20 protein-coding genes and 2 pseudogenes are annotated in these 24,857 nt (G+C 59.9%); 14 read left to right on the top strand and 8 right to left on the bottom strand.

Annotated features, from left to right (window positions below):
* Nucleotides 1–37 precede the first annotated feature (37 nt).
* From ACOZ9V_RS18025 to ACOZ9V_RS18040, 4 genes and pseudogenes are all read right to left on the bottom strand, one after another.
* A protein-coding gene (locus tag ACOZ9V_RS18025; RefSeq protein WP_434592332.1) for an IS3 family transposase occupies nt 38–1,221 on the bottom strand; the annotation gives its coding sequence in 2 pieces (ribosomal slippage) (nt 38–961 and nt 964–1,221; 1,182 coding nt in all).
* A 194-nt stretch (nt 1,222–1,415) separates the two neighbouring features.
* On the bottom strand, nt 1,416–1,781 hold the full coding sequence (locus ACOZ9V_RS18030; RefSeq protein ID WP_434595447.1) for an abortive infection family protein: 366 nt from the start codon (nt 1,779–1,781) through the stop codon (nt 1,416–1,418).
* Between the two features lie 122 nt (nt 1,782–1,903).
* Nucleotides 1,904–3,210, bottom strand: a pseudogene (locus ACOZ9V_RS18035) (ISL3 family transposase).
* 86 nt (nt 3,211–3,296) lie between these two features.
* The gene (locus ACOZ9V_RS18040; RefSeq protein ID WP_181272564.1) at nt 3,297–3,659 is read right to left on the bottom strand and encodes a hypothetical protein; all 363 of its coding nucleotides are present in this window, start codon (nt 3,657–3,659) and stop codon (nt 3,297–3,299) included.
* 923 nt (nt 3,660–4,582) lie between these two features.
* Here ACOZ9V_RS18040 and ACOZ9V_RS18045 point away from each other — a divergent pair.
* From ACOZ9V_RS18045 to ACOZ9V_RS18090, 10 genes are all read left to right on the top strand, one after another.
* Nucleotides 4,583–5,470 (top strand): helix-turn-helix domain-containing protein, encoded by an 888-nt coding sequence (locus ACOZ9V_RS18045; RefSeq protein ID WP_181272565.1) that lies wholly within the window; start codon nt 4,583–4,585, stop codon nt 5,468–5,470.
* Between the two features lie 412 nt (nt 5,471–5,882).
* Entirely contained in the window at nt 5,883–8,231 is a 2,349-nt protein-coding gene (locus ACOZ9V_RS18050; protein ID WP_181272566.1) for an LPXTG cell wall anchor domain-containing protein, read from the top strand.
* A 180-nt stretch (nt 8,232–8,411) separates the two neighbouring features.
* Nucleotides 8,412–8,993, top strand: a complete 582-nt coding sequence (locus ACOZ9V_RS18055; protein WP_434592337.1) for a hypothetical protein — start codon at nt 8,412–8,414, stop codon at nt 8,991–8,993.
* Nucleotides 8,990–9,712, top strand: a complete 723-nt coding sequence (locus ACOZ9V_RS18060) for a hypothetical protein (RefSeq protein ID WP_181272568.1) — start codon at nt 8,990–8,992, stop codon at nt 9,710–9,712. The genes ACOZ9V_RS18055 and ACOZ9V_RS18060 overlap by 4 nt, the downstream gene beginning before the upstream one ends.
* Before the next feature lie 225 nt (nt 9,713–9,937).
* The gene (locus ACOZ9V_RS18065; protein ID WP_434592339.1) at nt 9,938–10,984 is read left to right on the top strand and encodes a polyprenyl synthetase family protein; all 1,047 of its coding nucleotides are present in this window, start codon (nt 9,938–9,940) and stop codon (nt 10,982–10,984) included.
* A gap of 307 nt (nt 10,985–11,291) precedes the next feature.
* On the top strand, nt 11,292–12,800 hold the full coding sequence (locus ACOZ9V_RS18070; protein ID WP_181272570.1) for a condensation domain-containing protein: 1,509 nt from the start codon (nt 11,292–11,294) through the stop codon (nt 12,798–12,800).
* Nucleotides 12,800–14,089 carry an MFS transporter gene (locus ACOZ9V_RS18075; protein ID WP_434592341.1) on the top strand — a complete coding sequence of 430 codons (1,290 nt, stop codon included), beginning with the start codon at nt 12,800–12,802 and terminating at the stop codon, nt 14,087–14,089. The genes ACOZ9V_RS18070 and ACOZ9V_RS18075 overlap by 1 nt, the downstream gene beginning before the upstream one ends.
* A gap of 13 nt (nt 14,090–14,102) precedes the next feature.
* Nucleotides 14,103–14,885 (top strand): DUF5819 family protein, encoded by a 783-nt coding sequence (locus ACOZ9V_RS18080; protein ID WP_181272572.1) that lies wholly within the window; start codon nt 14,103–14,105, stop codon nt 14,883–14,885.
* A 28-nt stretch (nt 14,886–14,913) separates the two neighbouring features.
* The gene (locus tag ACOZ9V_RS18085) at nt 14,914–16,029 is read left to right on the top strand and encodes an HTTM domain-containing protein (RefSeq protein WP_229664267.1); all 1,116 of its coding nucleotides are present in this window, start codon (nt 14,914–14,916) and stop codon (nt 16,027–16,029) included.
* A complete protein-coding gene (locus tag ACOZ9V_RS18090; protein ID WP_181272573.1) occupies nt 16,022–16,477 on the top strand; it encodes a hypothetical protein in 456 nt (151 codons plus the stop codon). Before ACOZ9V_RS18085 ends, ACOZ9V_RS18090 begins: the two co-directional genes overlap by 8 nt.
* Nucleotides 16,478–17,084: 607 nt before the next feature.
* On the opposite strand, the gene ACOZ9V_RS18095 is transcribed toward ACOZ9V_RS18090, so the two are convergent.
* Nucleotides 17,085–17,375 carry a transcriptional regulator gene (locus tag ACOZ9V_RS18095; RefSeq protein WP_181272574.1) on the bottom strand — a complete coding sequence of 97 codons (291 nt, stop codon included), beginning with the start codon at nt 17,373–17,375 and terminating at the stop codon, nt 17,085–17,087.
* A gap of 216 nt (nt 17,376–17,591) precedes the next feature.
* Here ACOZ9V_RS18095 and ACOZ9V_RS18100 point away from each other — a divergent pair.
* The 3 genes and pseudogenes from ACOZ9V_RS18100 to ACOZ9V_RS18110 all read left to right on the top strand — a co-directional run.
* Nucleotides 17,592–17,870, top strand: a pseudogene (locus ACOZ9V_RS18100) (recombinase family protein); the annotation flags it as partial.
* Nucleotides 17,770–18,711, top strand: a complete 942-nt coding sequence (locus ACOZ9V_RS18105) for a substrate-binding domain-containing protein (protein ID WP_434592343.1) — start codon at nt 17,770–17,772, stop codon at nt 18,709–18,711. The pseudogene ACOZ9V_RS18100 and the gene ACOZ9V_RS18105, both read left to right, overlap by 101 nt.
* Nucleotides 18,712–19,592: 881 nt before the next feature.
* Complete coding sequence (locus tag ACOZ9V_RS18110; RefSeq protein WP_181272576.1) at nt 19,593–19,733, top strand: IS110 family transposase; 141 nt, start codon at nt 19,593–19,595, stop codon at nt 19,731–19,733.
* A gap of 13 nt (nt 19,734–19,746) precedes the next feature.
* On the opposite strand, the gene ACOZ9V_RS18115 is transcribed toward ACOZ9V_RS18110, so the two are convergent.
* A protein-coding gene (locus tag ACOZ9V_RS18115) for an IS3 family transposase (RefSeq protein WP_434592332.1) occupies nt 19,747–20,930 on the bottom strand; the annotation gives its coding sequence in 2 pieces (ribosomal slippage) (nt 19,747–20,670 and nt 20,673–20,930; 1,182 coding nt in all).
* A 321-nt stretch (nt 20,931–21,251) separates the two neighbouring features.
* Here ACOZ9V_RS18115 and kynU point away from each other — a divergent pair.
* Nucleotides 21,252–22,544, top strand: a complete 1,293-nt coding sequence (gene kynU, locus ACOZ9V_RS18120) for a kynureninase (protein WP_181271916.1) — start codon at nt 21,252–21,254, stop codon at nt 22,542–22,544.
* Between the two features lie 75 nt (nt 22,545–22,619).
* Here kynU and ACOZ9V_RS18125 read toward each other — a convergent pair whose 3' ends face one another.
* Together ACOZ9V_RS18125 and ACOZ9V_RS18130 are read right to left on the bottom strand one after the other, a co-directional pair.
* On the bottom strand, nt 22,620–23,459 hold the full coding sequence (locus ACOZ9V_RS18125) for an MOSC domain-containing protein (protein WP_434592346.1): 840 nt from the start codon (nt 23,457–23,459) through the stop codon (nt 22,620–22,622).
* Entirely contained in the window at nt 23,440–24,786 is a 1,347-nt protein-coding gene (locus ACOZ9V_RS18130; protein WP_434592348.1) for an MFS transporter, read from the bottom strand. The genes ACOZ9V_RS18125 and ACOZ9V_RS18130 overlap by 20 nt, the downstream gene beginning before the upstream one ends.
* Between the last annotated feature and the right edge of the window lie 71 nt (nt 24,787–24,857).

Raw genomic sequence — 24,857 nt, forward strand, 5'->3', positions numbered from 1 at the left:
CGATCGGGACTGCTGACAGTTTAGTTGACCCCGGGGTTTATGCCGCCAGAGCGACAGCCTTGTGATGAACAAGCTCGTATTCAACCGGAGTCAGTTTACCCAAACGCCGTTGCCGACGCTTCCGGTGATAGGTCCGCTCGACCCAGTGGACGATCGATGTCCGCAACCTCGCTCGCGTGTCCCAACGGCCCCGGTCGAGGACGTTCTTCTGCAACACAGCGAAGAACGATTCCATCGTCGCATTATCACCAGCAGCGCCGACCCGACCCATCGATCCCACGAGCCCGTAACGCCGTAGAACCTGCTGGAACTTACGAGAACGAAATTGCGACCCGCGATCCGAGTGAACGACACATCCTGCCACGGCTCGCGGTCCGCCACGACGAGCCACAGCGTCATCAATCGCCGCCACAGCCAGGCGAGATTTCATCCTCGAATCGATGGCATAACCGACGATTCTGTTGCTGAACACATCCTTGACCGCGCACATATACAGCTTGCCCTCACTGGTGTGATGCTCGGTGATATAGGTCAGCCACAACTCGTTGACTGCCTTTGCTGTGAAGTCGCGTTCGACGAGGTCATCACACACTGGCGGGCCGGGCTTCTTACCGTGCTTCCGGGCCCGTTTGATCGTGTGGGGGAACAGCTCCTGCTGCGAGCACAGCCGCCACACACGACGTTCAGAGGCGCTGTATCCGCACGCCTGGTGCTCATCAGCGATGAACCGGTGCCCGAACTCAGGATCGTCCGTATGAACGTCGTATGCGGCATTGATCAAGTGCGCCTCCTCGAGTTCCCGGTCAGAGACAGGTTTCGCGCACCACTTGTAGAAACCCTGCTTGGTAAAGCCGAGCACCCGGCAGGCCACTGCCACCGGCACCCCGGCGGCAGCAAGGTCGAGGACCAGCGGGTACATCATTTTGGGTGATGACCACCGAGCTTCAAGTTCGCTTGCGAGAGATACGCTGCAGCCTCGCGGAGGATCTTGTTCTCACGCTCGAGTTCCCTGATCCGCTTCAGTGCTGCTGCCTGGGCGTGAGACTCCTCGACATCACGAGAGGGCTCGAGTCCGTGCTCACGCAGGCGCGAGTCACGCACCCAGGCCTGGAGAGCTGACTTCGAGATACCGAGGTCGGCACACACCTGCTTCTGGGTCATCCCGTCGCCCAGGAGCTCGAGCGCTGATTGCTTGAACTCATCGGTGTAGATCTTTGGCATGACTTCCATCCTTCCTGGAACTTATCCAGTCGTGAAGTCAACTAAACCCTCAGCAGTCCCAGTCGCCTACTGAAAACGACACGTCCCGTATACGACCGTTTGCGATTCGACTGCTCGTATGGCGATGTAGCTTTGTAAGCGTCAACCGCTGGCGCGTTGCCATCGCACGACGAACTCTCCGTGACTATGACGGGTCACCATCGAGGGTGTGCGTCGTGCTCCGAAAGCAGGAAGTTGACCACGCTGAGTGTCAAGTCTCGAATGAAAGCAGCCTCGGGCATGCTCATAGTCGCCATAACTGTGCGCCCGTGCCCCGAACCTTGATCGTTGCGAACTTTCCGAACAGCCTCCGCTATCTTCGGGACGCTCTGGTTGATAGTGGCCAGTGCTTTGGAAGCTTCACTGCTCACATCGTCGGGGCGTGTGCTGATGCCAGCCAACTTCATCGCTCTATTGAGGAGCGCTTCGAGCGACTCGTCGGGCTGGTATCTCTCTTGCCGCTCTTCGAGGACGAACTTAGCTCCCGCCTCTAATGGATCTTTCGCCGCGCCGAGAATCAACGAAACATCGTCACCCGAATTCCGCAGACGCGGGATTTGTTGCTCTAGCGCCTCGCGCCCGCCTACCTGCACATCGATTACCCCCAGAGGGGCGAGGGCGCCTGCCGGGCTTAACTGGCTCTTCACAGATGACGGTGTAGTTCGGTTCTGAATCCTCCGGTGTCGAGTAGGGCGCGGATGACGTAGTGGGCGAGATTGCGGAAGCCGAGCGCGGTGCCACGGAGGTGCTCGAGTCGCCGTTGATCGCTTCGGTGGGGCCGTTGCTGGTGCCGAGGTGGTCGAAGCAGGCCCGCACGTCCAGGGCCCGTCGTTTCAGGGTTCGACCGAGGGTGATCAGCTCGGTGAGCTGCGTGGGCACTTCCTGGGTGAGGTCGTCGATCACGGCTTGCAGAGCCTTCTTCCCACTCGCGCGGTCGGGGTGGCGGTAGGCGGCGACGATGCGCTGGTAGATGCCCCAGGTCGCTTCGACCTCGACGTGCTCGTCTCGGGCGAACACGGCCTTCAGGCGGGTGATCTGCTTGTCGGTGAGCAAGTCAGCGCCGGTGTGCAGCACGCGCCGGATCCCGTAGAGCGGATCCCCAGATCGGCCCCGATGGCCGAGGGTGGCCTGTTGGACGCGCTGGCGGCACTGATCGATCTTCTCGCCGGCCAGGGCGACGACGGGGAAGGGATCCATCACCGCGGTCGCCTCGGGCAGCTCCTCGGCGGTCGCGGTCTTGAAGCCGGAGAACCCGTCCATCGCTTCGACCTCGACCCCGTCCCGGAACTGGGCGGTCTGGCCCTCGAGCCAGGTCTTGAACACTTTCTTCGAGCGCCCCGGGACCATGTCCAGGAGCCTGGAGGGGCCGGTGCCGTCGCGGATCGGGGTCAGGTCGATGATGACGGTGACGTACTTGCTGCCCCGGCGGGTGTGGGACCACACGTACTCGTCCACGCCGATGACGCGGACCCCGTCGAGGCGGGTGGGATCGTTGATCAGCAGCTGCTGGCCGGTGGCCAGAATCGCATCGTTGGCGGTGTTCCAGGCGACTGCGAGCCCGGCGGCGATCCGGGCGACGGACAAGCGATCGATGACCACGCCCTTGAGCGCCCACAGCGCGGCGTGCCGGGAGAGGACAGCGCGGGGCTCGGCCGCGGTCGAGGTGTCCTGGCGCCACACGCTGCGGCAGTCCGGGCATCGGTAACGACGCACTCTGACCTGCAGCGTCGTGGGACGCCAGCCCAGCGGGACGTGGGCGAGACGCCGGATCACCGTGCCCCGGGAGACGCCTTGCTGGCCGCAACCGTGGCACCAGTTGTCCGGTTCGAGCACGCGACACTCCAACACCGATCGGTGCGGCTCGATCAGCTGGCCCGTCACGGTTAGGCCCAGCCGGTCAAGCTGGCTGAAGGTATCGAGATCGGGCGCGGTGAAGGTAGCGTTGAGCACGTCGAGGTCTTCCAGATGGCGAGCGTAGGAACTTCCATCATCGGGAGACCTCGACGTCTATCCCGACACCGCCGCGCCGCCAGCTCCTACACCCTCTTCTGTGAAGAGCCGCTTAACTCCCGCTCGACGCGCGCCAGGTTTCTGCGTAGCTCGGCCAGCAGATTCTGCGTAACTTCGTCGTGCGTCTTTTCAAATACCCGCTTTGCAACGAGCGACGAAACCAATGCACGGATCAGGCCGTCCACTTTGCCTTCGTCTGCCTGATCGAACGCATTGGTGATCCGGCGTGCTTTCGAAATCGAAAAGATGCCGCTCCCTGGCGCGGATTGCGGGGAAAGAACCCTCGCACGCCTAAAGGCAACATCCATATCGCTGTGTGTTGGAGGCGATTCCACCGCGAAGATTTCTCCGAACGATGCCGCGACGGCCCATATGTCCTCTGTGCTCATCCAGCAAGTATGCCCTTGTGTCGCGTAAGATCGCGAAAACCACAAGCCGATTACGACCGCAATCGGCCCAGCGCAAGCGCGACAGTTACTGTAAACCTGTTTGTCCGTCGATCATATTCGGCGCGCTGAGTTTACCCTCACCCATTCCTCCCCCTCAGAGCTGGAGATCCACCACCGCTTTAAAGCTCCGTTGAGTTTCTCAAAGCTGCGGTCGCGGATGAAGATGGCGTCAACGGCGATCATCGTCAGCGAGAACCACGGCAGACCCATGAGTTAAGCGATCCCCAAGTGGAACGAGAGGATGCCGAGCAGCCCGATGATGCGGGTATAGCGATTGAACAGCATGAACGGGAATGCGCACCATCGCAGCATTAAGAGTTGTGAGTTCAGGCTTTGGGCACCCGCCGAATGGCAAGCACCTCAACGTGGCACGCCACGCCGAAGAACGCTTCGGACAGGGGCCGTAGTGGCCATAGATTCGACTCGAGGAAGCGGCATCGCATTTGGTCTCTGTTCCGGGAAATTGGCCTTGAGACATGGAGGCACCTCCAGTCGTGTACGCGTCGGCCCTTGCTCCCGACTCAGAGCCTTCACCCTACTCACATGGAAGCATTTGTCCAGGTCAGCCCAATATCAGCACGGGACGCTCAAAATACAAAGCAGCAGAAGAGCTCGCCGCTCATCCAAGAACTTCTGATATCACGCTCTGGGACACGCTTGCCACTTCGGGCACCGGGCACCTGGTCTGTATTCGTGCGCCCTATTAAATTGTGTTGGAGAAGGTCGGGTCAACCTCTCTATCAGCCGTTGTTCCGAATTTTTTGACGTTCACCAAGTATAATTCAGTATCACATAATGAGATCTGGTGCTCTTCCTGTTTAAACGCGCCCAGATGGACGTGCTCATTGGCATCGGGAGGAAGAATGGACGCTTCACAAGACGACTATCTGGATCGACATAGGGGGTATACGAGCGTAGACGCAAGCCCCTCAAAGGCAATCAAGTTCCTTGCCGCCATGGGATTTCATCTCAGGTCCGACCCGTCGACGCTCAACTTCAAGGGCGACACCGTCCTCAATGATGATTTCGTTGTTGCCCGATACAGCCACGACTCAGCAGCTTTCGACTACATCCCGCCTCTCGGCCAATCATTCAACAATCAGCTCCTGCTCCATGTCTGCCTCAGCGGCAGCATAGTGTTGCGCTCAACGACAGGCTCAGCGAATCTCAAACCCCTCGACATCGCGTTGGTCCAGCTCGAAGAGTTCAGGGGAGCCGTGTGCGAATCGTCCACGGCCGGCATGTTCATCATCTACAGATCCACCGAGGCCAGCAAGCACTATGAAATGCTGGCCGGGCCTTCAAATGTGGTCTACCTACGCATACTCAAGGCCGCAGCATTCTCTTTGCTGCAAGACCTCCCGGACCGCCTTCAGCCCGGCTTTACCCAGATTCAGCGGGGTCTGGAAGAGATCGCGAAGGCGACCGCAATCGGAGCGCACCTCTACACCGATGCCGATATCGACTCTTTGCGAAAAGTGTATGTGCGCGGCCTGGCACTGATTAGGTCGATGGCAACAGACGTGAGCACCAGCATCAAATCGATTGCGCAGGACCTCCAGGTCTCGCGCTCATATCTGCTTCGCGCGTTCAAATCCCAAGGAACGACCCCCTCAGTGGAGCTGAGAAAGGCGCGCCTCCATGTCGCAAAGCGCCTCCTCGAGGAGGGCACATCCACTCACGAGGCTGCCGTGACGGCCGGATTCGGCTCACCACGAAACCTCAAGCGAGCCCTCCAGCTCGATAACTGAGCATTCAGCAAAAGAGACCAGCTCGCACCAAAACGTCAGCCCATCGGCGAACCTCGTCAGTATCTACAGCCCCTGAACACTGTCTCTGAGTATTCGCTGGTCACCATCTGGTCACATTTTGGTCATTGTGGTCACGTACCCGAAACGTATATAACTCCACCCTGCCGTATTTTTATACGCGCATCCGCCTAAAGCTAGGGGCTACGAACCCCAACAGGATAGCAACTATATTCATTCGCAAAAATGTTGCCTCTTCGTAACCAAAATGAGAACTAAATCGGTAGGCTCAGTCTTGGAGTTTCTCGTGAGCCTGCTGTGTGGAACTTTCATGGCAGTTGGTCCTCCAGGTCGATTCAGCAGCAGGCTCACGAGGACTCATTTTCGAAACGCCTAAATGTAGAGGTAGAGAAATATGAAGCCAAAGAAGACTAAGGGGTTGCGCCGGGTCCTCGGCGCAGCAGGAGTCGGTGCCCTTGGCATCGCCCTGCTCGGCCCAATTGCACCCGCCAGCGCGGCTGACGTCGAGGACGGTTCGTTCTCCGGTGGGGTGCGCAACTACGGTGCATTCGCCGGTGTCGGCCTCGTCAACAATCTCGCGAACGTTCGCGCCAATATCGCCGAATCAGTCGTCGTCGCGGACTCGAGCGGCCTCGCCGATTACAGCGGGACAGGAACCGGCGAGTACGCGGTCCCTGGCACTATTGCCGGTGACGAGACTGCTCGTGCATACTCCCGCGCTGCCCCCGTAGGTGCCGGTGCCATCGGGCTCAACATCAACCTCGTCAACGCCGAGGCGAGTTCGACCACTGACAGCCCGTCCGATGAAGACACCAACGACTTCGGCAATCTCGACATTCCAATCCTCGGCACGCTCGAAGGTCTGACCGGAGCAGCGACAACTGACTGGTCAGAAGGCACTCTCACCGGCGGCGGAAGTGTCGCAAACGCAGAATCCACCACTGGTGACCTGGACCTCATCACCGGCCTTGGTGATGTCCCACTTCCCGGCATTGATGATCTCTTCCCTGTTGGCGAAGCGAACCTGGGCTTGAGCACCAGCGACGTGAGCCTGACGAGCGAGGGCGCAGCCTGCGATACCGGTCTGGGTGTTGAGAGCACTGCCACCTGGCGGTTTGCTGATGTCAACCTCTTCGGCGGAGAAGTCGGCGTCTCCTGGGGTGGGGAAACAGGAAGCGCACCCCAGGGCGAGATGATCGCCCGCGCAAACGGTGTGACCGACGGCGCAGAGGTCGAAGTCTCGACATTGCCCAGCATGGCGATCAAGGTCGGCGACGCTGACTTCGTGATTGAACCCGGCGGAGCAATCGAGCTCGACCAGATCTTCGAAGACGGCGGCCTCGGCGATCTCGCCAACCTTGTGTCTGGTGAAATCACCTATGGTGGGCCCACCAACATCGAAGAATCCGCCGACGGTACCCACGCCTCGGGCACCATGGGCGGACTGCAGGCCGACCTGGCACTTGCCTCGGTTCCGGTCGTTGCACCTGATGGGCTCGGAAGCATCGAGCTCGGCTTCGAACGCGCCGACGTGTTCGCAGACATTTCCGAGGGTGGAATCAACTGCACCGACGACGGCGGAGACGATTCAGCCTCTGCTGATGCCGACGGAACGGATGCAGCTGAAGCCACGGCTGACGATAACGGCACCGACACTGCCGATGCTTCGACCGACGCTGATGGCGCAGATACCACCGCTTCGGCTGACGCTGATGGAACCGACACGGCATCCGCTGATGACTCGGCTTCGGCTGATGACAACGGAAACGTGAACGCAGCGGCCTCGGCTTCTGCATCTGCAAATGCCGACGACGACGGAAATCCCGCCGCCGAAGCAGCAGCAGAAGCAGCCGCCGACAACGATGCCAACACCACCGCATCGGCCGCAGCTGACAACAATGCTGAAGCAGCAGCTGAATCCGCAGGCGCTGAGGATGCATCCTCGGAGACCTCCGCAGATGCCACCTCGGACCCGAACGCATCGGCCCAGCAGGCAGCCAACGCTGCAGCCAATGGTGACAACTCGGATTCGACCAACGCTGATGCCTCGTCTGCAGCCGATGCAGACCCGACCGCAGCAGCATCGTCTGCGGCAACGGCCGATTCTTCGTCCGAAGCATCAGCTGACGCCAACGGAACCGACACGGCATCCGCTGATGACTCGGCTTCGGCTGATGACAACGGAAACGTGAACGCAGCGGCCTCGGCTTCTGCATCTGCAAATGCCGACGACGACGGAAATCCCGCCGCCGAAGCAGCAGCAGAAGCAGCCGCCGACAACGATGCCAACACCACCGCATCGGCCGCAGCTGACAACAATGCTGAAGCAGCAGCTGAATCCGCAGGCGCTGAGGATGCATCCTCGGAGACCTCCGCAGATGCCACCTCGGACCCGAACGCATCGGCCCAGCAGGCAGCCAACGCTGCAGCCAATGGTGACAACTCGGATTCGACCAACGCTGATGCCTCGTCTGCAGCCGATGCAGACCCGACCGCAGCAGCATCGTCTGCGGCAACGGCCGATTCTTCGTCCGAAGCATCAGCTGACGCCAACGGAACCGACACGGCATCCGCTGCAGGAGCTGGTAGCGCGGCTACCGGTGACAGCGATGGCAGCAACGCGGGCGGAAATCTGCCTCGTACCGGTTCGGATGCAACAGCACCGCTGCTCGGAGCTGCCGCAGTCCTGCTGGCTGCTGGTGCAGCAGCAACCTACTTCACGCGCCGTCGTGCCACGAAGTAAACAAAGGTAATAACTCCTGCTACTCGCGGGCACAACGGCGATTCTCCACACGCCGCAATGCCCGCGTAGTAGCAGGCCCCGTGGTGGGGGCCAAGCTTGGGCAGCTCTGGCTCCCACCACACTACTCTTTGTCTGCTACCTGTCTAAGTTTCCATCGGCAGGTGGGGAGGATCCGCTCAAATGTCATCCACCACTTCAGTCTGTTTCACCGCGCTTGCAATAACGGTGTCTGCCTTCCTCTTAGCTGGCTGCCAGTCAACCGGTCCTCGATCAGACGAAAGGGAGGTTCCGGCTCCCACGGAGGCATCTACTGATACCCCCACTCGAGCAACGGAGCCGTCAGAAGCCCCGACGGCGACAGAAGCTGCACAGTCTTCTTATACCGACCCGTCGAAAGCCGACACGTACTGTACAGCTATCGAAGATCTCGTCACTCTCAACAAAGAGGCCAGCAAAGTAGACGAGAGTACGACAGTCACAGAGTTGGGAACTCGACTGGACTTGCTTGTCTCGGGTACGAAGAACATCAGCGAACTCGCTCCCAACGACGATGCAGAGCATGCTTGGCAAGCGATGAGCGACGATTACCAGAAAGCCGCGGACTTGTATAAGAGCAGCGGCAATCAAGTGTCCAACACAGATTTCCTGCTTCTGCTCTCCGAAGCGACAACGACTGCGAATACAACATATAGGCACCAGTCCGAGCAGGTCGAGCAAAACTGCGGTGTCGATATTACACAGCTCATCGGGGAGGAGAAATGAACAAACTCACCGGCCTCACCGTCGCCGCGGCCACTGCACTAAGTCTGTGTGCATGCTCGAATTCTGATAGTGCAGTAGACGCTCACGTCACCCCAGTTGACTCCGACGCTGAAGCTACAGCAATGGACCGGTTTGAGACGTTCAAAGACGATCTGAGATCGATCGACAGCTATCATGCTCAGGGAACAGTGAAGGCCGACGACGGAACCCAGAGCACAGACTTCGTTTTTGACCGGCAGACTGACGCATTCGAAGGCCAGGCATCTATTAAATCCGGCTCCGTCGACCTCAGTATCGAATTGGTCCGGGCCTCGAGCTTGCTATGGATCAAGGGCCCGAAGGAGTACTGGGAGTCATTCGGCTACGACGCGACACCAGCGATCGGCAAGTACGTAGTGTTCAAAGCAGCTCAAGGCGACAGCATCGCCAAAACGTACGACTACGACCGCCTCGTGTCGACTGTCGAGTCGATCGGAGTGGATGAAGTAACCGTTGAAGGCGAAGTCGAACAAGACGACCTCGAATACATGCGTTACAGGCTCGGAGAAGAGGAAAAGTCGACTCTCCTTGACGTCCCCGCTACCGGTGAGATCGACAGTGCAGTTCTCGTCAGTCGTGCCGAGGGTATCGACGCGACCATCACCATCGACAATTTCGATACCGAAGTAGATATCTCTGCCCCCGATCCAGACGACGTTGCGCAAGCTCAAGGTCAGTGACGCTTAACTGGTTAACCGAGAGCCGAGTTCAGTAAGTAGTGCAATGCGGCAGGCTCGTCGCGCACAGCCTTCTTGCACTTGTACTCGCTTCGCTGCGGAACGAATACTGCTCACTGAGCGCATTTCAACTGCGCAGTCTTGTCTACGTGGTGTTCTCGACGTTCTATTGCGCAATCCTATGGTGAGCAATTTGCTGAATAAGAAGCCCTGGAGAAGGAACCCGTTTTGAAAACCGACCACAACGTATCGACTGATGATGCCAGCACTCAGTTCTGCTTTGAGGAGATCCGAGATGCGATCAATCCCATCATCGATGCCTCCATTGCTCCACTTGGCCCGGTACTAGCGAAAGTCGCTCGCTATCATTTGGGTGGGATCGAGGGGGACCAAGGGAATGCGAAATTCGCTGTTCAGGGGAAGGCGCTCCGCCCAGCACTAGTTACACTCGGACGGCCCCTCAGCTCGCTGCCCACAAAGATTCGCGAAGACGTGAGTATCACCGCAGCGGCAGTTGAGATGATCCATCAGTGGTCACTGATGGTATACGACATCATAGACAATGACGAAGTAAGGCGAGGACGATCGTCCACCTGGGCAGTACACGGAATACCACTGACATTGCTGACAGCAGATGCCATTCAAGCACAAGTGGTGCGAATGCTCATGAGACTCCGCAACACCAACATTCACGTGGAAATTCTCCTCGAGACCATGCTGAAGTTGGTGTCTGGTCAAGCATGCGAACTGGTTCTCGCCCAGGGTGCCGAGGGAGCCGATAGGGACAAATACATTGGCGTGGCCGCGTCCAAAACGGGAGCTCTTCTTTCTACCTCTTTAGCGCTCGGTGTGATGTTGCAAGGCGGAGGCGATGCTGATGTCGACGCAGCGACTCGCGTCGGTCACCACCTGGGACTGTCATGGCAGGCAAGTAACGACCTGGAAGGCATCTGGTGCGACTCAACACAAACTGGGAAGTTGAGCTTACGACAGGGCAAATCCACACTTCCCCTGATTTTTGCGGCCGAAGATGTAGAAAGTGTGTCGTCTGCTAACCGTGCTGAGTCGTCTTCCGAGCAGGTCCGGGATCGCAGTCGAAGCATAGAGATTCGCGATAGAACTGTTGAGTTTAGTGATCGTGAGCTCAGTATGGCGCTTGCCGCTTCAGAGGAAATTGACTTCCCCGGCTACCACCAGAAAGATCTGGCCACGTTACTCCGGCTGATCGTGCGGCAAAGCCAGTCCAAATACTTACCAGACTGTCTGCCCAGGTGACCACAACCGAAACGGTCAGTGTTCGTTCCTGCTAAGTTCCCTGTCTGTGCTACCCGAATTAGGTCTCCAAGGATGAGTATCGACAGTCAAATGGCGCGCGTCACCAGTCTTATCTAGTTGTGCGCAAGCACGCTGCGCGGGTGCGTGCCAACGTAGGTTGTTTTCAAATTCACTGGATTCGCTCTTGCGCGGCTGGGGCATTCTGTGATCATATTGGTTCTGACCTGGTCAGATGTCGGCAATCTCAATTGCATGGGTCTGACTTTTAAGGCGAGGACCAACACCACACACGTTTGAGAGTTGGTCTATGCTCAGTGGTCTACTGCCTGAGTGGGAGCCCGAGCCCGGGCACACCACCGTCTGGCGGGCAAGTGATGAATCTCGCACCGCAATCAGTGTTGCACCGGTCCATGACGCGTTTCCCAGTTATATCCAACGCCGACATTTCAACGATGCATTGCAGTCATCCAGCGAAGAGGGTCAGCATCGCTCGAGCTTCGCTGTTCTCAGCTTCGAGATCGATGAAGCATACGATGCGGCACTGCTCGAGGCAGTCTTCAGCGAACATCTTCGCCGACACGGCACTTACCACACCTGGGTATGGGAAACCGAGAACGGCTACCAAGGTCGAACCATTCACCCCCACGACATCAGTTTGACCCGCGTCGTCGACTCAGATGACTCGCTCGATATCCGCGATGTCATCACGGCAGAACTGCCCGACATCACTGACTGGGATATGTTCCTCTTCGCTGCAACTGGGACAGAAAATGCGCGTCAGGACTCGCCCGAACCTCGATTCCGAGTGATTTTTGCAGTCGACCATTTCTACACCGATGGCATGTCGTTGGGAATCATCATGTACGAACTATTGACTTCATATCGGCGCCTACTGCGCGGCGAAGATGTTGACCTGCCCAATGTCGAGTCGTATGCGGACTACTGTGAGGCTGAGGTGCAGCACACCAGCGAACTCCATCTCGGATCCGATGACGTTCGCGGCTGGATATCCTTCATCGAAAACGCGTCGTGGCAACTCCCCTCCTTCCCACTCCCCCTCGGACTGGAACTAGAAACCCGAGCTAAGGGGACATCGACGATTCTTACCGAGTTCGCTACTGCTGACGAGTGTGAGAACTTCAACGCAGTGTGCAAACGGTACGGGGCGAACACTAACTCCGGAATCATGGCCCTCGCCGGGCTCATTCACCACGCTGCGACGAATAATCCCGTCTTCTCAATGCTCACACCAGTCTCAACACGCCTCACCCGGGCACAGATACTTTCAGTCGGCTGGTACACCCGCCTGGTGCCCGTACAGTACAGGCTCGACAGTGGTGTACCAGATTTTCAGTCGGCAGTAACAGCAGCACACGCAGCAGTCCGCGAGTCGAAGAAACTCATCCATACTCCGCTCCACCACGTCGCTAAGCTCCTCGCTCCTCTCGCCCCCGAAGCAGTACCAACCGGATTTGCTGCACCGATGATTTCGTACCTCGATACCCGGAGCATGCCCGGCAACGACCTCGTCTCACGAAACAACATGACCGTTCACGGCAGCGTCGACGACTCCCGCGAAGTCTTCCTCTGGGTCAACCGCACTCGCGAGGGCATGGATCTCAATTTCATCCACCCCGACACCACAACTGCATGTGAGTCCGTCGCAATCTACGCCGAGACATTCTGCAATCTCTTCCACCACATCGCACACGGTGAGGACACCACCACTTCTCTCACCAAACTGCTGGCCGACCTCAGCAGATACTCACCGTACGCAACCAATCAGCCAGAACCGGCTCTGGTCCAACGCCTGTGATGGATACGCGCCAGGAGTCACTCGGTCACACCCTTCCTCGACGTCGTCGCGTTGCGGTCGCCTACCTGGGTGCTTACGGGCTTTCATCATTGGGAAACTCAATCATTACGATTGCCCTTCCCATCCTGGCTCTCCAACGTTTGGGATCCCCGACGCTGGCAGGCCTCGTCGCTATCAGCGCCGGAGCAGGTTCCCTCCTGGGCGGAATCTTCATCGGTCCAATTGTTGACCGCATCAACCGACGAACCTGCGCAATAGTTTCCGACAGTATCTCGGCTCTCGCAGTAGTTGCTCTGCCCGTCGTCGATACCGTGTGGGGATTGAACTTCGAATGGCTCCTCATCCTCGCGTCCCTCGGCGCGATCGGCGATATACCTGGACTCACCGCGCGAGAAGCTCTGCTACCAGCAATCATCACCGCAACGAGCACGCCAGCACACACAATGACCGGCGTCAGGGAAGGCGTCTCGGCAACAGCCATGCTCATCGGGCCAGCATCCGCCGGCCTCATGCTCTCCACCTTGAGCTCATCCACACTTCTCTACATCACATCTGCCACCTCTCTAGCAGCCATCATTGTCACCATACTGATCCCACACCAGCTAGGGTCCGTCCAGCTCCCCATCGAATCTGCCAATCGGTCGCAGTGGCGCCACATTCACCTCGGGTGGAAAGCAATAGTTCAGGATCCGTTTTTGCTCACGCTCACGCTCATTACCACGACGATCATGATGGTGATCTCAGCGTTACAAGCCCTTATCCTTCCCGTTCATTTCTCTGCAACAGGACGCGAAGAAGTGACAGGATTCGTCCTTGCCGCTTTCGCCCTTGGCGCACTGGTCGGGGGTACCGCCTACGCCCTGGCCGGACATTTCGGCAGGCGAGAATGGTGGATGCGCACAGGACTTGTCCTATCCGCCATAGCAATCGCTGTGATAGGAATACTGCCACCAACGGTCATGCTCTTCTCAGCGGCTACCGTGCTCGGGATAGCCACAGGTAGCCTCAGTGGGCTCGTCGGGGTACTCATGATCGAACGAGTCCCGGGCCAGATGCGTGGACGAGTATTCGCTGCCCAGAACGCACTCCAAGCAATCGCTCCCCCATTCGGAATTGCTGCCGCGATCCTGCTCATCGCAGTCAACAACATCAACCACGCCGGACTCGCTATCACCGGCATCTGGGTCGTCACCGTCTTCTTCGCGCTCTTCTCCCCTTCCCTGAAGACACTGAAGACAACAGCAACGGAATCGATAATCGACCCGACGAAGCGAGCTGATTCATTATGACCGGAGACCTACGATGACAACCACCCCTGACAAATTACGGCCTCGGCCGGTGATCAAGCGGACGCTCATGGTCATCGCCATGGCGATCACGGCTTTTCACCTCTTCGCGAGCTTTTTGTGGATCGCTCCGTCCTCGGCGCTGCGGGAGGTGATTCCCGGCGACCTGCTCTCGAAGTACATGATTCCGATGTGGGGGCAGTCCTGGAGCGTCTTCGCTCCCGAGCCGATCAACGGTGACTACTACTTCGATGTCCGCGCGGTGATCTCGACCGACAATGGTGAGGAGATCACCGAGTGGGTGCGGGCGACCGATGTCGAGCTCGACCACTCGACCTACAAGCTCTTCCCTCCCCGCTCTGCGGGCCTGGGCGTCGGTGTGGCCTCCGACCTCAAAGGTACGTGGGAGGACTTGCCTGATGATCAGAAGGCGATCGTCAAGCTCGACTACTTCAAGGGCGACGATTCGGTCGACAGACTCAAGACGAAGCTCGCCGAATATGAGGACCCGAAGAACACCGTGAGCTCCTATCTGGCCAGCGAACACATTGCCACGGCCTATGCCACCCAAGTCGCGAAGGCGATCTGGGGCGATGATGTCCAGCGTGTCCAGTACCAGGCGGCCCGGCAGAACGTTGTGCCCTTCTCCGAGCGCAACGACAGATCCGCGCAGCGACCAAAAATCCAACCTGTCCCCGTCGGGTGGAGGGCGCTCGTGACGGAGGAGAATCAGTCGGAAGAGGAGTTCGCGAAGTACTTCTGCGCTTCCGATGAAGTGAGGTGCGTCGGTGAGCAGTAACGAGACCACGCGAACTGAGGTGGACCCCGTGACCACGCCCAACGCCGAAGCGTCACGTGATGCCAAGACCGCGCGAGACACCGAGTCCACGCGCGACTCCGGGACTGCCTCGGCGGAGGAGCGCCTGCCGATCACCACCCAGGTGCGCACCAGCATCTCCCGCGGCTGGAACTGGCTCGAGGAGATGCTCGCCGGCCGCTACCACGCGAGCTACGGGCTTGCGGTGACACGGATTCTCATCGGCATCACCGGACTCGGACTCATCCTCACGAACTTCAACGCCCGCCACTACATCTTCGGGGTGGGCAACGCCTGGAGCGGGGAGCTCGCAGAGCCGCAGAGCGACTTCCCGAACATCTGGCTCTTCTCCCTCTTCCACCGGGTGGTGACGACCCCGCCGATGTTGACCGTGATGATGCTCGCCCTGGCCGCTCTCGCCGTGGTCATCACGCTGGGTTGGTACACCCGGATCATTCTGCCGTTCTATTTGGTTTTGTGGGTCAGCTTCATCGAACTCAATGACGGTGCTGGAGATCAGGGCGACAACGCCTACCGGATGTTCATGATCGCCCTGCTCTTCGCGGATACGACCAGACGCTGGTCGCTGGATGCGCGCCGGCGTCGGCGCAAAGCCGATTTCCCCGAGGCCGACGGTGGTCAGTGGCGGTGGGCGCTGGTCATGGCCAATAACCTCGCGATCGTGGTGCTCGCCTTCCAGGTGTGCGCGATCTACATGTCCGGTGGTCTCTACAAAGCCGGCGGCAGTGCCTGGCAGCACGGCTTCGCCGTCTACAACCCCCTGCAGACACAGCAGTTCGGGACCTGGCCCGTTCTTTCCGACCTCGTCACCGCCTGGGGTCCGGTGGTCGTGGCGATCTCGTGGGCATCGGTGCTCTTCCAGTGTGCGTTCCCGTTCATGCTCTTCAACCGCTATACCCGCATCATCGGTCTGCTCGGCATCCTCGCCTTCCACTTGGGGATCGCTTTGCTCATGGGTCTGCCGTGGTTCTCGCTGACGATGATCGCTGTGGACGCGATCTTCATCCGTGACCACAGCTTTGAGAAACTCAGTGCGTTCCTCCGCCGAGGGAATCACGAGTTTCGCGCACAACTGACGTCAACAAGCGATGACCACAATGCGTGAACAGACACCGGAGCGAGTCAACTACGCAAACACCACTAACAGTGAATCGCTTGTTCGCACGCCCCCAGCGACGCGTTTAGAAACACTCCATCAGCAAGCGGGTATCGCAGCGGAAGTCATGTTCTATGAAGTTCTGTTCAAATACCGAGAAGAGGTTTACCCATACGGTACCCATCACCCCGGGACCGAGTGCGGACGACTCATCCGTGAGGCTGCGCAAAGCTACAGTATTGGCGAAGCAACTCTCGTCGCACGTACTTACATGGGGCGCTACAACGAACTGCGTCGACGACAGATCCTGCCCGAGTTGTCAGTAGTCGAGGTTGTCAAAGGACTCGACTGGGTCATGCCCGACGCACCAGCCGAAACGATAAAGCAAATTCAAGAGACCCTTCTGCGATGGAGCGAAAAACACCGGCGGCGTGTGCTCAAAGAGCCCTCCCGATGAACCAACTCGATGAAGAAGAAACTGCAGGGAACAATTCAGATGAGCCTTAGTCATAGCCGCCGGGGACGCTCACCGTCCTCGCCGATACTGGATGAACCTCCAGCGCGAACGTCTCCGCTTTCCTGCCGCGATATACGGTGACCGCCATCTCCGAAATATGAAGCGTCCAGCCACCGACAGACGCACGGGCAGTGCTCGCCCCGGGAAGGCGAGGACCTCAACCTCGAACAACCCGGAGTCGACGCCCACGGACTGTTCGATCTCCGCGCTGTAAAGGAGCGTCAGAAGGGCCAACGACCCGAGCGCAGGTCGAGGCAGATCGACTGTCATCCAGTCATCGCTGCCCACAGCGCAGGTGTGCAGCAAGTCATGACTCGCAAGGCTCTCACCACGGTTGTCGGCACCAGGACCCGCTGCTTCAGGCATCTTGAAACGAGTACGCGAGTGGGCGACACCATCGCGGGGGCTCACATAGACATTCTCAGTTGTTCGGATACCGGCGATGGCGTGGACGAATGACGCCTCCACAGCTTCCGCCGACAAAGTCTCGTTCAGCGCTTCTTCGAGCGTAGGCATGATCTCTCCTCAACCTGATTGCGGCGTGGTTTTATGACTGCGCACGAGCACGGGTGAGGTGTTCCAGCCAAGCGGCGTGCCCTCGATAGGCCGTCCGCCCCTCACTGGTGAGGGCAAGCATTGTGACCGAGTGCGAACGGGCACCCTCTTGGGCAGAGTGCTTCGATTGGTCGGCGTATCCGGCGTCGAGCAGTACCCCCACGTTCTTTGACAGATGCGAGTCGGTGATACCGAGCGCTGTTTGAACCTTTGAAAATCGCACCGGACTTGCAGAGGCCACCAACACAGCGCGCACCTGCAATCGGATGGATGAGTGAATCACCTCGTCGAAGACTCGCCGTTCGTCGCGATCAAGATCTCGTAACCCTAGGGTTACGAGACGTCTCGGCGGCGCAGCTTCGCACGCTCCAGGCTACCGGCCAAGTTCTGCGCAATTTCGGCGTTCTTAGCTGAATGCAATTTCTTTATAACTATGTCTTGTAACCTAGTCCATGAATCGGCGTAAACGCCGTTAGTTACGAGACACATTGGAGCCATCATGGCGAAACTGATCGGATACGCCCGTGTATCGACCCGCGATCAATCTGCCGACCGACAAGAAGCTGACCTCCTCGCTGCCGGTGTGCGTCGCGACGATCTCTACATCGACCATGGAGTCTCGGGCGCACGAGCATCCCGCCCTGCCTTTGATCGAGCACTCAACGCGCTTATCGACGGTGACACTCTTGTCATCACTACTCTCGATCGCCTCGGCCGTTCCACCCAGAATATGCTCGCGTTCGCCCAGGAACTCCGAGACCGAGGCGCGGGTTTGCGACGACGTCGCAAATGAAGCCGGATGTCTCACGATCATCTGCAATGCAGATCGCAATAGTCGGCGCGAGATCGAACACGTCAAGATGCTACGTACCTACAACGCCGCGGGCGTCGTGTTCGCGGGATCCGGAATTCGTCAGAACGAAGAGGAGACGGAGCATCTCATTCGCACCGTGGACACTGTCCGCAGCGAAGGCATGGCGGTGGTTTCACTCGCCACGCGAGACTTCCCAAGTGACGTGGTGAGCTACGACAATGTAGAGGCGCGCGCGCTCACGCAGTACCTGATCCAGCTGGGACATCGCGACATCGCGTTCATCGATGGTACCGCTGACGTCTACTCCGCCGAACAGCGCCGGAAGGGTTACGAGGCTGCGATGCATCAGGCTTCGCTCGAGCACCGCGTCATTCCCGGCAACTTCTCCGCTGACTCGGGAACGAACGCCGTGATCTCGCTACTGTCGCAGGGTCAGCCGCCTGACGCCGTTATCGGCGCGAATGACCAGACGGCAGTGGGTGCGATGACCGCGCTGCGTCACTCCGGCATACAGATCCCCGATGACATCTCGGTCGCCGGAATCGGTGGCACTCGGCTGGCCGCGCTCGTGGATCTCACCACCGCCGCAGCGCCTCTCCACGAACTCGGAGCAACAGCGGCAACCCACGTCATCAACCCGGAGGCTCCTACCCTAGACAAACCCCTCCTCCCCCCCCCACCAAATCGTCGTCCGCCAGACTTCAGCCCGCAAAAGCCCCAGAACAACCAGAGCACTCACATGATCCTTGCCCCAAGATCTCGTATACGAAAACTTCCGCACTGTGGCTCTCCGATACAAGAGTGATCGACGTCGGCTAGGAGCGGAACGCATCACAGTCGCGTCTGCCGTCGGCTCCAGATCCCGCAGTCATCACCGAAGCAGTCTCGTCACAAGATTGGCCCGGGGAAGCAGCGGTCGACGTCGAGATAGTGAACTGGGTAAAGAATCCGGCCAAGCTCCCAGACGTATATGTGCTCGACAAACGAGAGACGCCCGGGATAACTAGTTCACTGCGGCCAAGAACAGCCAGCCACGCCGCATTGCCCCTACAAGCTAACGCTGGCATCTGCTTTCAAGGTTGCGCCCCCGTAGGAAAAGGCCTCCTGCTCCCATACGCTGAGGCGAGGGATCTGCTCCAGCGTCAAGAAGCTCGGTACTCGGATGTCGTGGTTCGACATTTGGGAAGTAATGACATTGCGGATAGACCAGACCTCATGCCCGACGGATGGATCATCGACTTTGCGATGATGGGTTTGGAGGATGCGATGGCGTACCCGGCCGCACTCGACATAGTCCGGGACCGCGTAAAACCTGTGAGAGATTCAAATCGCCGAAAGGCAAGACGGGAGCGGTGGTGGCGCTTCGGGGAGGCGAATCCCGGTATGCGCGCAGCCATCGCCCCCCGTTACCTTTTAAGTAGCCCCTTCATCCGTCAGGATAGAAAGAGGTCGCTGGCCTGAGAACCCCGGCATGATTGATGCCCCCAGTCACCATGATCCGGAGGGTGTAGTCACCGGGGTTCGAAGGCACCAGGGAAATCGCTGATAGGGGCCAGAACCACTGGCAGAACCCATGCCTTGAGCCCGACCGTAACTTGGATGCCGAACCCAGGAGCCACCACTGCAGCACCGGCCAGCCCAACCACAACCAATATCCGGTCACATGAGTCGAAGAAGATGAGTGACATGATCACCAACCACGCTGACATCGACGTATTCATCGGCATCGATGTCGGCAAACACAACCACCACGCCGTCGCACTCGACCGCGACGGCAAACAGGTACTGTCAAAGGCCCTGCCGCAGAAGCGACTGCTGACGGTTTAGTTGACCCCGGGGTTTATGCCGCCAGAGCGACAGCCTTGTGATGAACAAGCTCGTATTCAACCGGAGTCAGTTTACCCAAACGCCGTTGCCGACGCTTCCGGTGATAGGTCCGCTCGACCCAGTGGACGATCGATGTCCGCAACCTCGCTCGCGTGTCCCAACGGCCCCGGTCGAGGACGTTCTTCTGCAACACAGCGAAGAACGATTCCATCGTCGCATTATCACCAGCAGCGCCGACCCGACCCATCGATCCCACGAGCCCGTAACGCCGTAGAACCTGCTGGAACTTACGAGAACGAAATTGCGACCCGCGATCCGAGTGAACGACACATCCTGCCACGGCTCGCGGTCCGCCACGACGAGCCACAGCGTCATCAATCGCCGCCACAGCCAGGCGAGATTTCATCCTCGAATCGATGGCATAACCGACGATTCTGTTGCTGAACACATCCTTGACCGCGCACATATACAGCTTGCCCTCACTGGTGTGATGCTCGGTGATATAGGTCAGCCACAACTCGTTGACTGCCTTTGCTGTGAAGTCGCGTTCGACGAGGTCATCACACACTGGCGGGCCGGGCTTCTTACCGTGCTTCCGGGCCCGTTTGATCGTGTGGGGGAACAGCTCCTGCTGCGAGCACAGCCGCCACACACGACGTTCAGAGGCGCTGTATCCGCACGCCTGGTGCTCATCAGCGATGAACCGGTGCCCGAACTCAGGATCGTCCGTATGAACGTCGTATGCGGCATTGATCAAGTGCGCCTCCTCGAGTTCCCGGTCAGAGACAGGTTTCGCGCACCACTTGTAGAAACCCTGCTTGGTAAAGCCGAGCACCCGGCAGGCCACTGCCACCGGCACCCCGGCGGCAGCAAGGTCGAGGACCAGCGGGTACATCATTTTGGGTGATGACCACCGAGCTTCAAGTTCGCTTGCGAGAGATACGCTGCAGCCTCGCGGAGGATCTTGTTCTCACGCTCGAGTTCCCTGATCCGCTTCAGTGCTGCTGCCTGGGCGTGAGACTCCTCGACATCACGAGAGGGCTCGAGTCCGTGCTCACGCAGGCGCGAGTCACGCACCCAGGCCTGGAGAGCTGACTTCGAGATACCGAGGTCGGCACACACCTGCTTCTGGGTCATCCCGTCGCCCAGGAGCTCGAGCGCTGATTGCTTGAACTCATCGGTGTAGATCTTTGGCATGACTTCCATCCTTCCTGGAACTTATCCAGTCGTGAAGTCAACTAAACCCTCAGCAGTCCCAGAGGTGGGCCGGGCTGGTGCCGGCCGCACCACCCATGTGATCGGACAAATCGGCCCGAAGACACCACCAAAGAGGGGTGGGTCACCGCCGGGTTGAGTCACGATCACGGGATGGGTACGGCCAACACCTACTCTGCCAGCCGGTCCCAGACCAGCCACTACCAAGACTCACAGCCGTCGGGTAGTTCTGGGAGGGAAGTGACGGGGTAGCCTGAGAAGCGCACGGGCCCACCGGCCCTCTCGATTACTTGGAAGGCGACGATGACGACTCCTGACCCGGTCTCCACCACCTCGGCGATCACCCGCGCGAACTGCGAACAACGCGATGCGAACGATCCCCTGCGTGATTTCCGCGACGATTTCCTGCTCCCGGAAGGCACGATCTACCTCGACGGGAACTCGCTCGGTCCCCGCACGAAAGGCGCGGCCGAGCGCGCCCAGGACGTTATCGCCGACGAATGGGGCACCGGCCTCATCGGGTCATGGAACTCCGCCAGCTGGTGGGACCTGCCCGCTAAATTGGGTGAGAAGATCGCCGGGATCGTCGGCGGCGGGGCCGGGTCCACCGTCGTCACGGACACCACCTCGATCAACCTGTTCAAGGCCGCCTCGGCGGCGCTGAAGATGCAGGCCGAGGACTCCCCGGACCGGCGGGTCATCCTCACTCAGCGGGAGAACTTCCCCTCCGATATCTACATGCTCGAAGGATTGGCCGAACAGCTCGGCGACGGATACAAAGTCCGCCTCGTCGACGATGAGGAAGTCACCGCAGGGTTCCCGACGACGATGTCCGACGAGGTGGCCCTCGTCGTGCTCACCCACGTGAACTACCGGACGGGTCGTCTCTTCGATATAGGCACGACCACCTCGGCGATCCATGCCGGCGGGGCCATGGTCATCTGGGACCTGTGCCATTCGGCGGGTGCTCTGCCCATCGATCTCACCGGTTCGGGTGCCGACATGGCGATCGGCTGCACGTACAAGTTCCTCAACGGCGGGCCCGGCTCACCGGCGTTCATCTGGGTCGCCGAGGCGCTGCAGAACCGATTCAGCCAACCCCTGTCGGGGTGGTGGTCTCATGCCCAACCGTTCGAGATGGCCCCGGACTATCGACCGGCCGACGGCATCCGCCGGTACCTCACCGGAACGCAGGGTATCTTGTCGATGTCGGTGGCGGAGCTCGGCCTCGACATCCATTCTCGGGTGGACATGAACCTGGTGCGGGAGAAGTCCCTGGCCTTGTCCGACCTGTTCATCGACCTCGTCGATGAGCGTTTGGCCGATCACCCGGTCGAGGTCGTCACCCCACGTGAGCACGCTCATCGCGGATCCCAGGTCTCGATCCGGCACCCGGAGGGGTTTGCGGTGATGAGCGCACTCATCGAGCGCGGAATCATCGGCGACTACCGCGAACCGGAGGTGCTGCGGTTCGGGCTGACCCCGCTCTATATCGGGTTCACCGAGGTGTGGGACACCGTCGAGGCCCTGCGCGACATCCTCGACAACCACCTCTGGGACACAGACGCTCACAAAGTCCGCGGCGCCGTCACCTGATTACTACCTGACGGCGGCGCAGCAACCTGGCGCCAGGTATCTGGGCCGCCGTCGCCTGCGTTGGAACGTGGCCACTCAGGTGTCCGGAGCCGCAGAGGTTTCGATGACCTCGGCATTGACTCCGAAGTACGGTTCACCAACCTCATTTCGCGGGCGGCTGGCGACAAGCGTCTTGAGCAGATTGCTGCCCCGCTCCCCAGTGATCGGGTCGAGATCGAGGATGGCACACCGCGCGATCGGATCCCCGATTCGCACACGTAGCGCGCCGACGTCCGGCACGTTCACCGTCACATCCCGGCCTCGCCAGGTCTCTTCGATGAAGGGTTCGTCCGTGTCGAGGACGAGAGTGGCACGGAAGCGGGCGGCCTCATCTAGCAGCTCGTGGTGACCGGACTGATCGGCGAGTTCCCTCATCGAAGCGGTCGTGACGATCGACAGGCCAGCTCCGTAGATCACGTCTCCACGACGTGCGCGGGCCAGCCGCACCGGCTTTCCCAGCCACTCGGAGGCGAGTGCCGAATGCGGACCGTCAGTGAGTTCGAGGTCGACCGGTCGCTTCCAGTAATAGCAGGTCAGGCGCTCACCCGAGCCTACTGGCATCCCAGAGGCAGAGCGCCCGTCGGGCAGGGCGATCGTCAAAATGTCGTCGACGAGTGAGGTGGTCATGCGGATGAGCCGAGGATTCTGCACGGTCTTGAGCACCTGCGCTCGCTCGACATCGACGAAGCAGAACTCACGATCGCCGACCGGGCCGTGAACGTCGACGGCTGCACTCGGTCGGGCCTCATGCCGTGTGCCTTTGACGTGGGCGAACCCGAGCGACCGCACACCGAATTCCCGCGCAGAAGCAGGTGACGGCGGCCCAGATACCTGGCGCCAGGTGGCTGCGCCGCCGTCAGGTAGCAATTGGGGCATGGGGGTTGCGTCTTCCTGTGACGACGTAGGTTCCGATGGCCACCGCGCCGATCGCCAGGACCGTGCCGCCGATGATGACGGCTCCGGGGATCGTGGCGATCGTACCGAGCACTCCCACGGTGACTCCGGAGAAGGTCTGCATGCCGGGGCCGAACGTCGCATAAGAGCCGATGACGCGACCGCGGATCTCGGGCGGAGCCTCGAGCTGGATGATCGCCATCTCGGTCGACTCGGCGGTGATCTTCGAGACTCCGGCGATGACGAGCATGATCACGGCCACCCACAGGTGGGAGGTCAGAGCGAAGAGCAGTGAGCTGACACCCATCGCCGCAGCAGCCAGAGCAGCCGCAGCCGGAACGGCCTTGATCCACCCGGTCGCTTCGAGCCCGAAGCCGCCGAGCACCCCGCCGGCGCCCATGGCGAAGAGCAGCACGCCATAGGTGAAGTCGCTGTCCCCGCCGACCGGGTTGAGGATGTCGCCGAACACCGGCATCGCCGTCTGCAGCACCGCCCCGATCGTCGTCGAGGCGAGCGCGGCCAGCAACAGCATGCCGACGATCGCGCGATTGTGGCGGACGTCGATGAGCACCCGCAGCGACTGGATGAGAGTCGTCCGCGCGGTGCGCACTCCTCCGCTGCGCAGATGCCCGGTGAAGGGGGTGCGGATGAGGAAGATCGTCAGCGGCAGATAGAAGACGATGTTGATGAAGATGCCCCACGTGGCGCCGACCCCGAGCAGCAGAGCGGAACCGACGACGGGACCGAAGAGGATACCGAGGCTGCGGAACGTGGCATTGAGGCGGACCGCGCTCGGCAGCTCCTTCCGGTCGACGAAGTCATGGAGCATCATCTGCTCGGCCGGACCCCACAGGCATCCGGCGAGCCCGTGGATGACGAGCAGCACGCAGGCCTGCCACAGCTGCAGGGAATCGGTGAGGAATAGGATCCCCCAGCACAGGGACACGACCATGAACATGATCTGCCCGATCTGGATGAGGCGGCGGCAGTCGAATCGTTCGGCCAGTGACCCGGCATAGACGGACAGAAGCAGGAACGGCAGCCAGTGGCTGATGAGCTGGAACCCGACGAGCGCCGGGGATTCGAACTTCTGCCACAGCACCCAGTAGGTGATGACGTGTTCGATGTTGTCGCCCATCATCGCCGTGCCCGACCCGACTAAGTAGGGCGCAGTCTTCCAGCTGCGGAGCACGCTGAAACGTCGCGGACCGGCCGCACTGCCCGCGCCGGCTTGCCCCGCGCCAGCTCGTCCGGCGCCCACTTCATCGGGGTCCGCCTCGTCGCCGGGGTTCTGGGAGGTATCGCTCACTCCCCCATTCTCACACCCGCGGAACCGGCCGGCGTCGAGCTCTTGTCTGCTGGGATCGAGGCGAGGACAAT

Source organism: Brevibacterium sp. 1718 (assembly GCF_051131255.1).
Taxonomy (GTDB): domain Bacteria; phylum Actinomycetota; class Actinomycetes; order Actinomycetales; family Brevibacteriaceae; genus Brevibacterium; species Brevibacterium sediminis.

What these genes read in the sequence shown, in the direction of transcription:
- ACOZ9V_RS18040 (WP_181272564.1), bottom strand. Translation starts at nt 3,659, where the DNA reads ATGAGCACAGAGGACATATGGGCCGTCGCGGCATCGTTCGGAGAAATC.
- ACOZ9V_RS18045 (WP_181272565.1), top strand. Translation starts at nt 4,583, where the DNA reads ATGGACGCTTCACAAGACGACTATCTGGATCGACATAGGGGGTATACG.
- ACOZ9V_RS18050 (WP_181272566.1), top strand. Translation starts at nt 5,883, where the DNA reads ATGAAGCCAAAGAAGACTAAGGGGTTGCGCCGGGTCCTCGGCGCAGCA.
- ACOZ9V_RS18055 (WP_434592337.1), top strand. Translation starts at nt 8,412, where the DNA reads ATGTCATCCACCACTTCAGTCTGTTTCACCGCGCTTGCAATAACGGTG.
- ACOZ9V_RS18060 (WP_181272568.1), top strand. Translation starts at nt 8,990, where the DNA reads ATGAACAAACTCACCGGCCTCACCGTCGCCGCGGCCACTGCACTAAGT.
- ACOZ9V_RS18070 (WP_181272570.1), top strand. Translation starts at nt 11,292, where the DNA reads ATGCTCAGTGGTCTACTGCCTGAGTGGGAGCCCGAGCCCGGGCACACC.
- ACOZ9V_RS18075 (WP_434592341.1), top strand. Translation starts at nt 12,800, where the DNA reads ATGGATACGCGCCAGGAGTCACTCGGTCACACCCTTCCTCGACGTCGT.
- ACOZ9V_RS18080 (WP_181272572.1), top strand. Translation starts at nt 14,103, where the DNA reads ATGACAACCACCCCTGACAAATTACGGCCTCGGCCGGTGATCAAGCGG.
- ACOZ9V_RS18090 (WP_181272573.1), top strand. Translation starts at nt 16,022, where the DNA reads ATGCGTGAACAGACACCGGAGCGAGTCAACTACGCAAACACCACTAAC.
- ACOZ9V_RS18110 (WP_181272576.1), top strand. Translation starts at nt 19,593, where the DNA reads ATGATCACCAACCACGCTGACATCGACGTATTCATCGGCATCGATGTC.
- kynU (WP_181271916.1), top strand. Translation starts at nt 21,252, where the DNA reads ATGACGACTCCTGACCCGGTCTCCACCACCTCGGCGATCACCCGCGCG.
- ACOZ9V_RS18125 (WP_434592346.1), bottom strand. Translation starts at nt 23,459, where the DNA reads ATGCCCCAATTGCTACCTGACGGCGGCGCAGCCACCTGGCGCCAGGTA.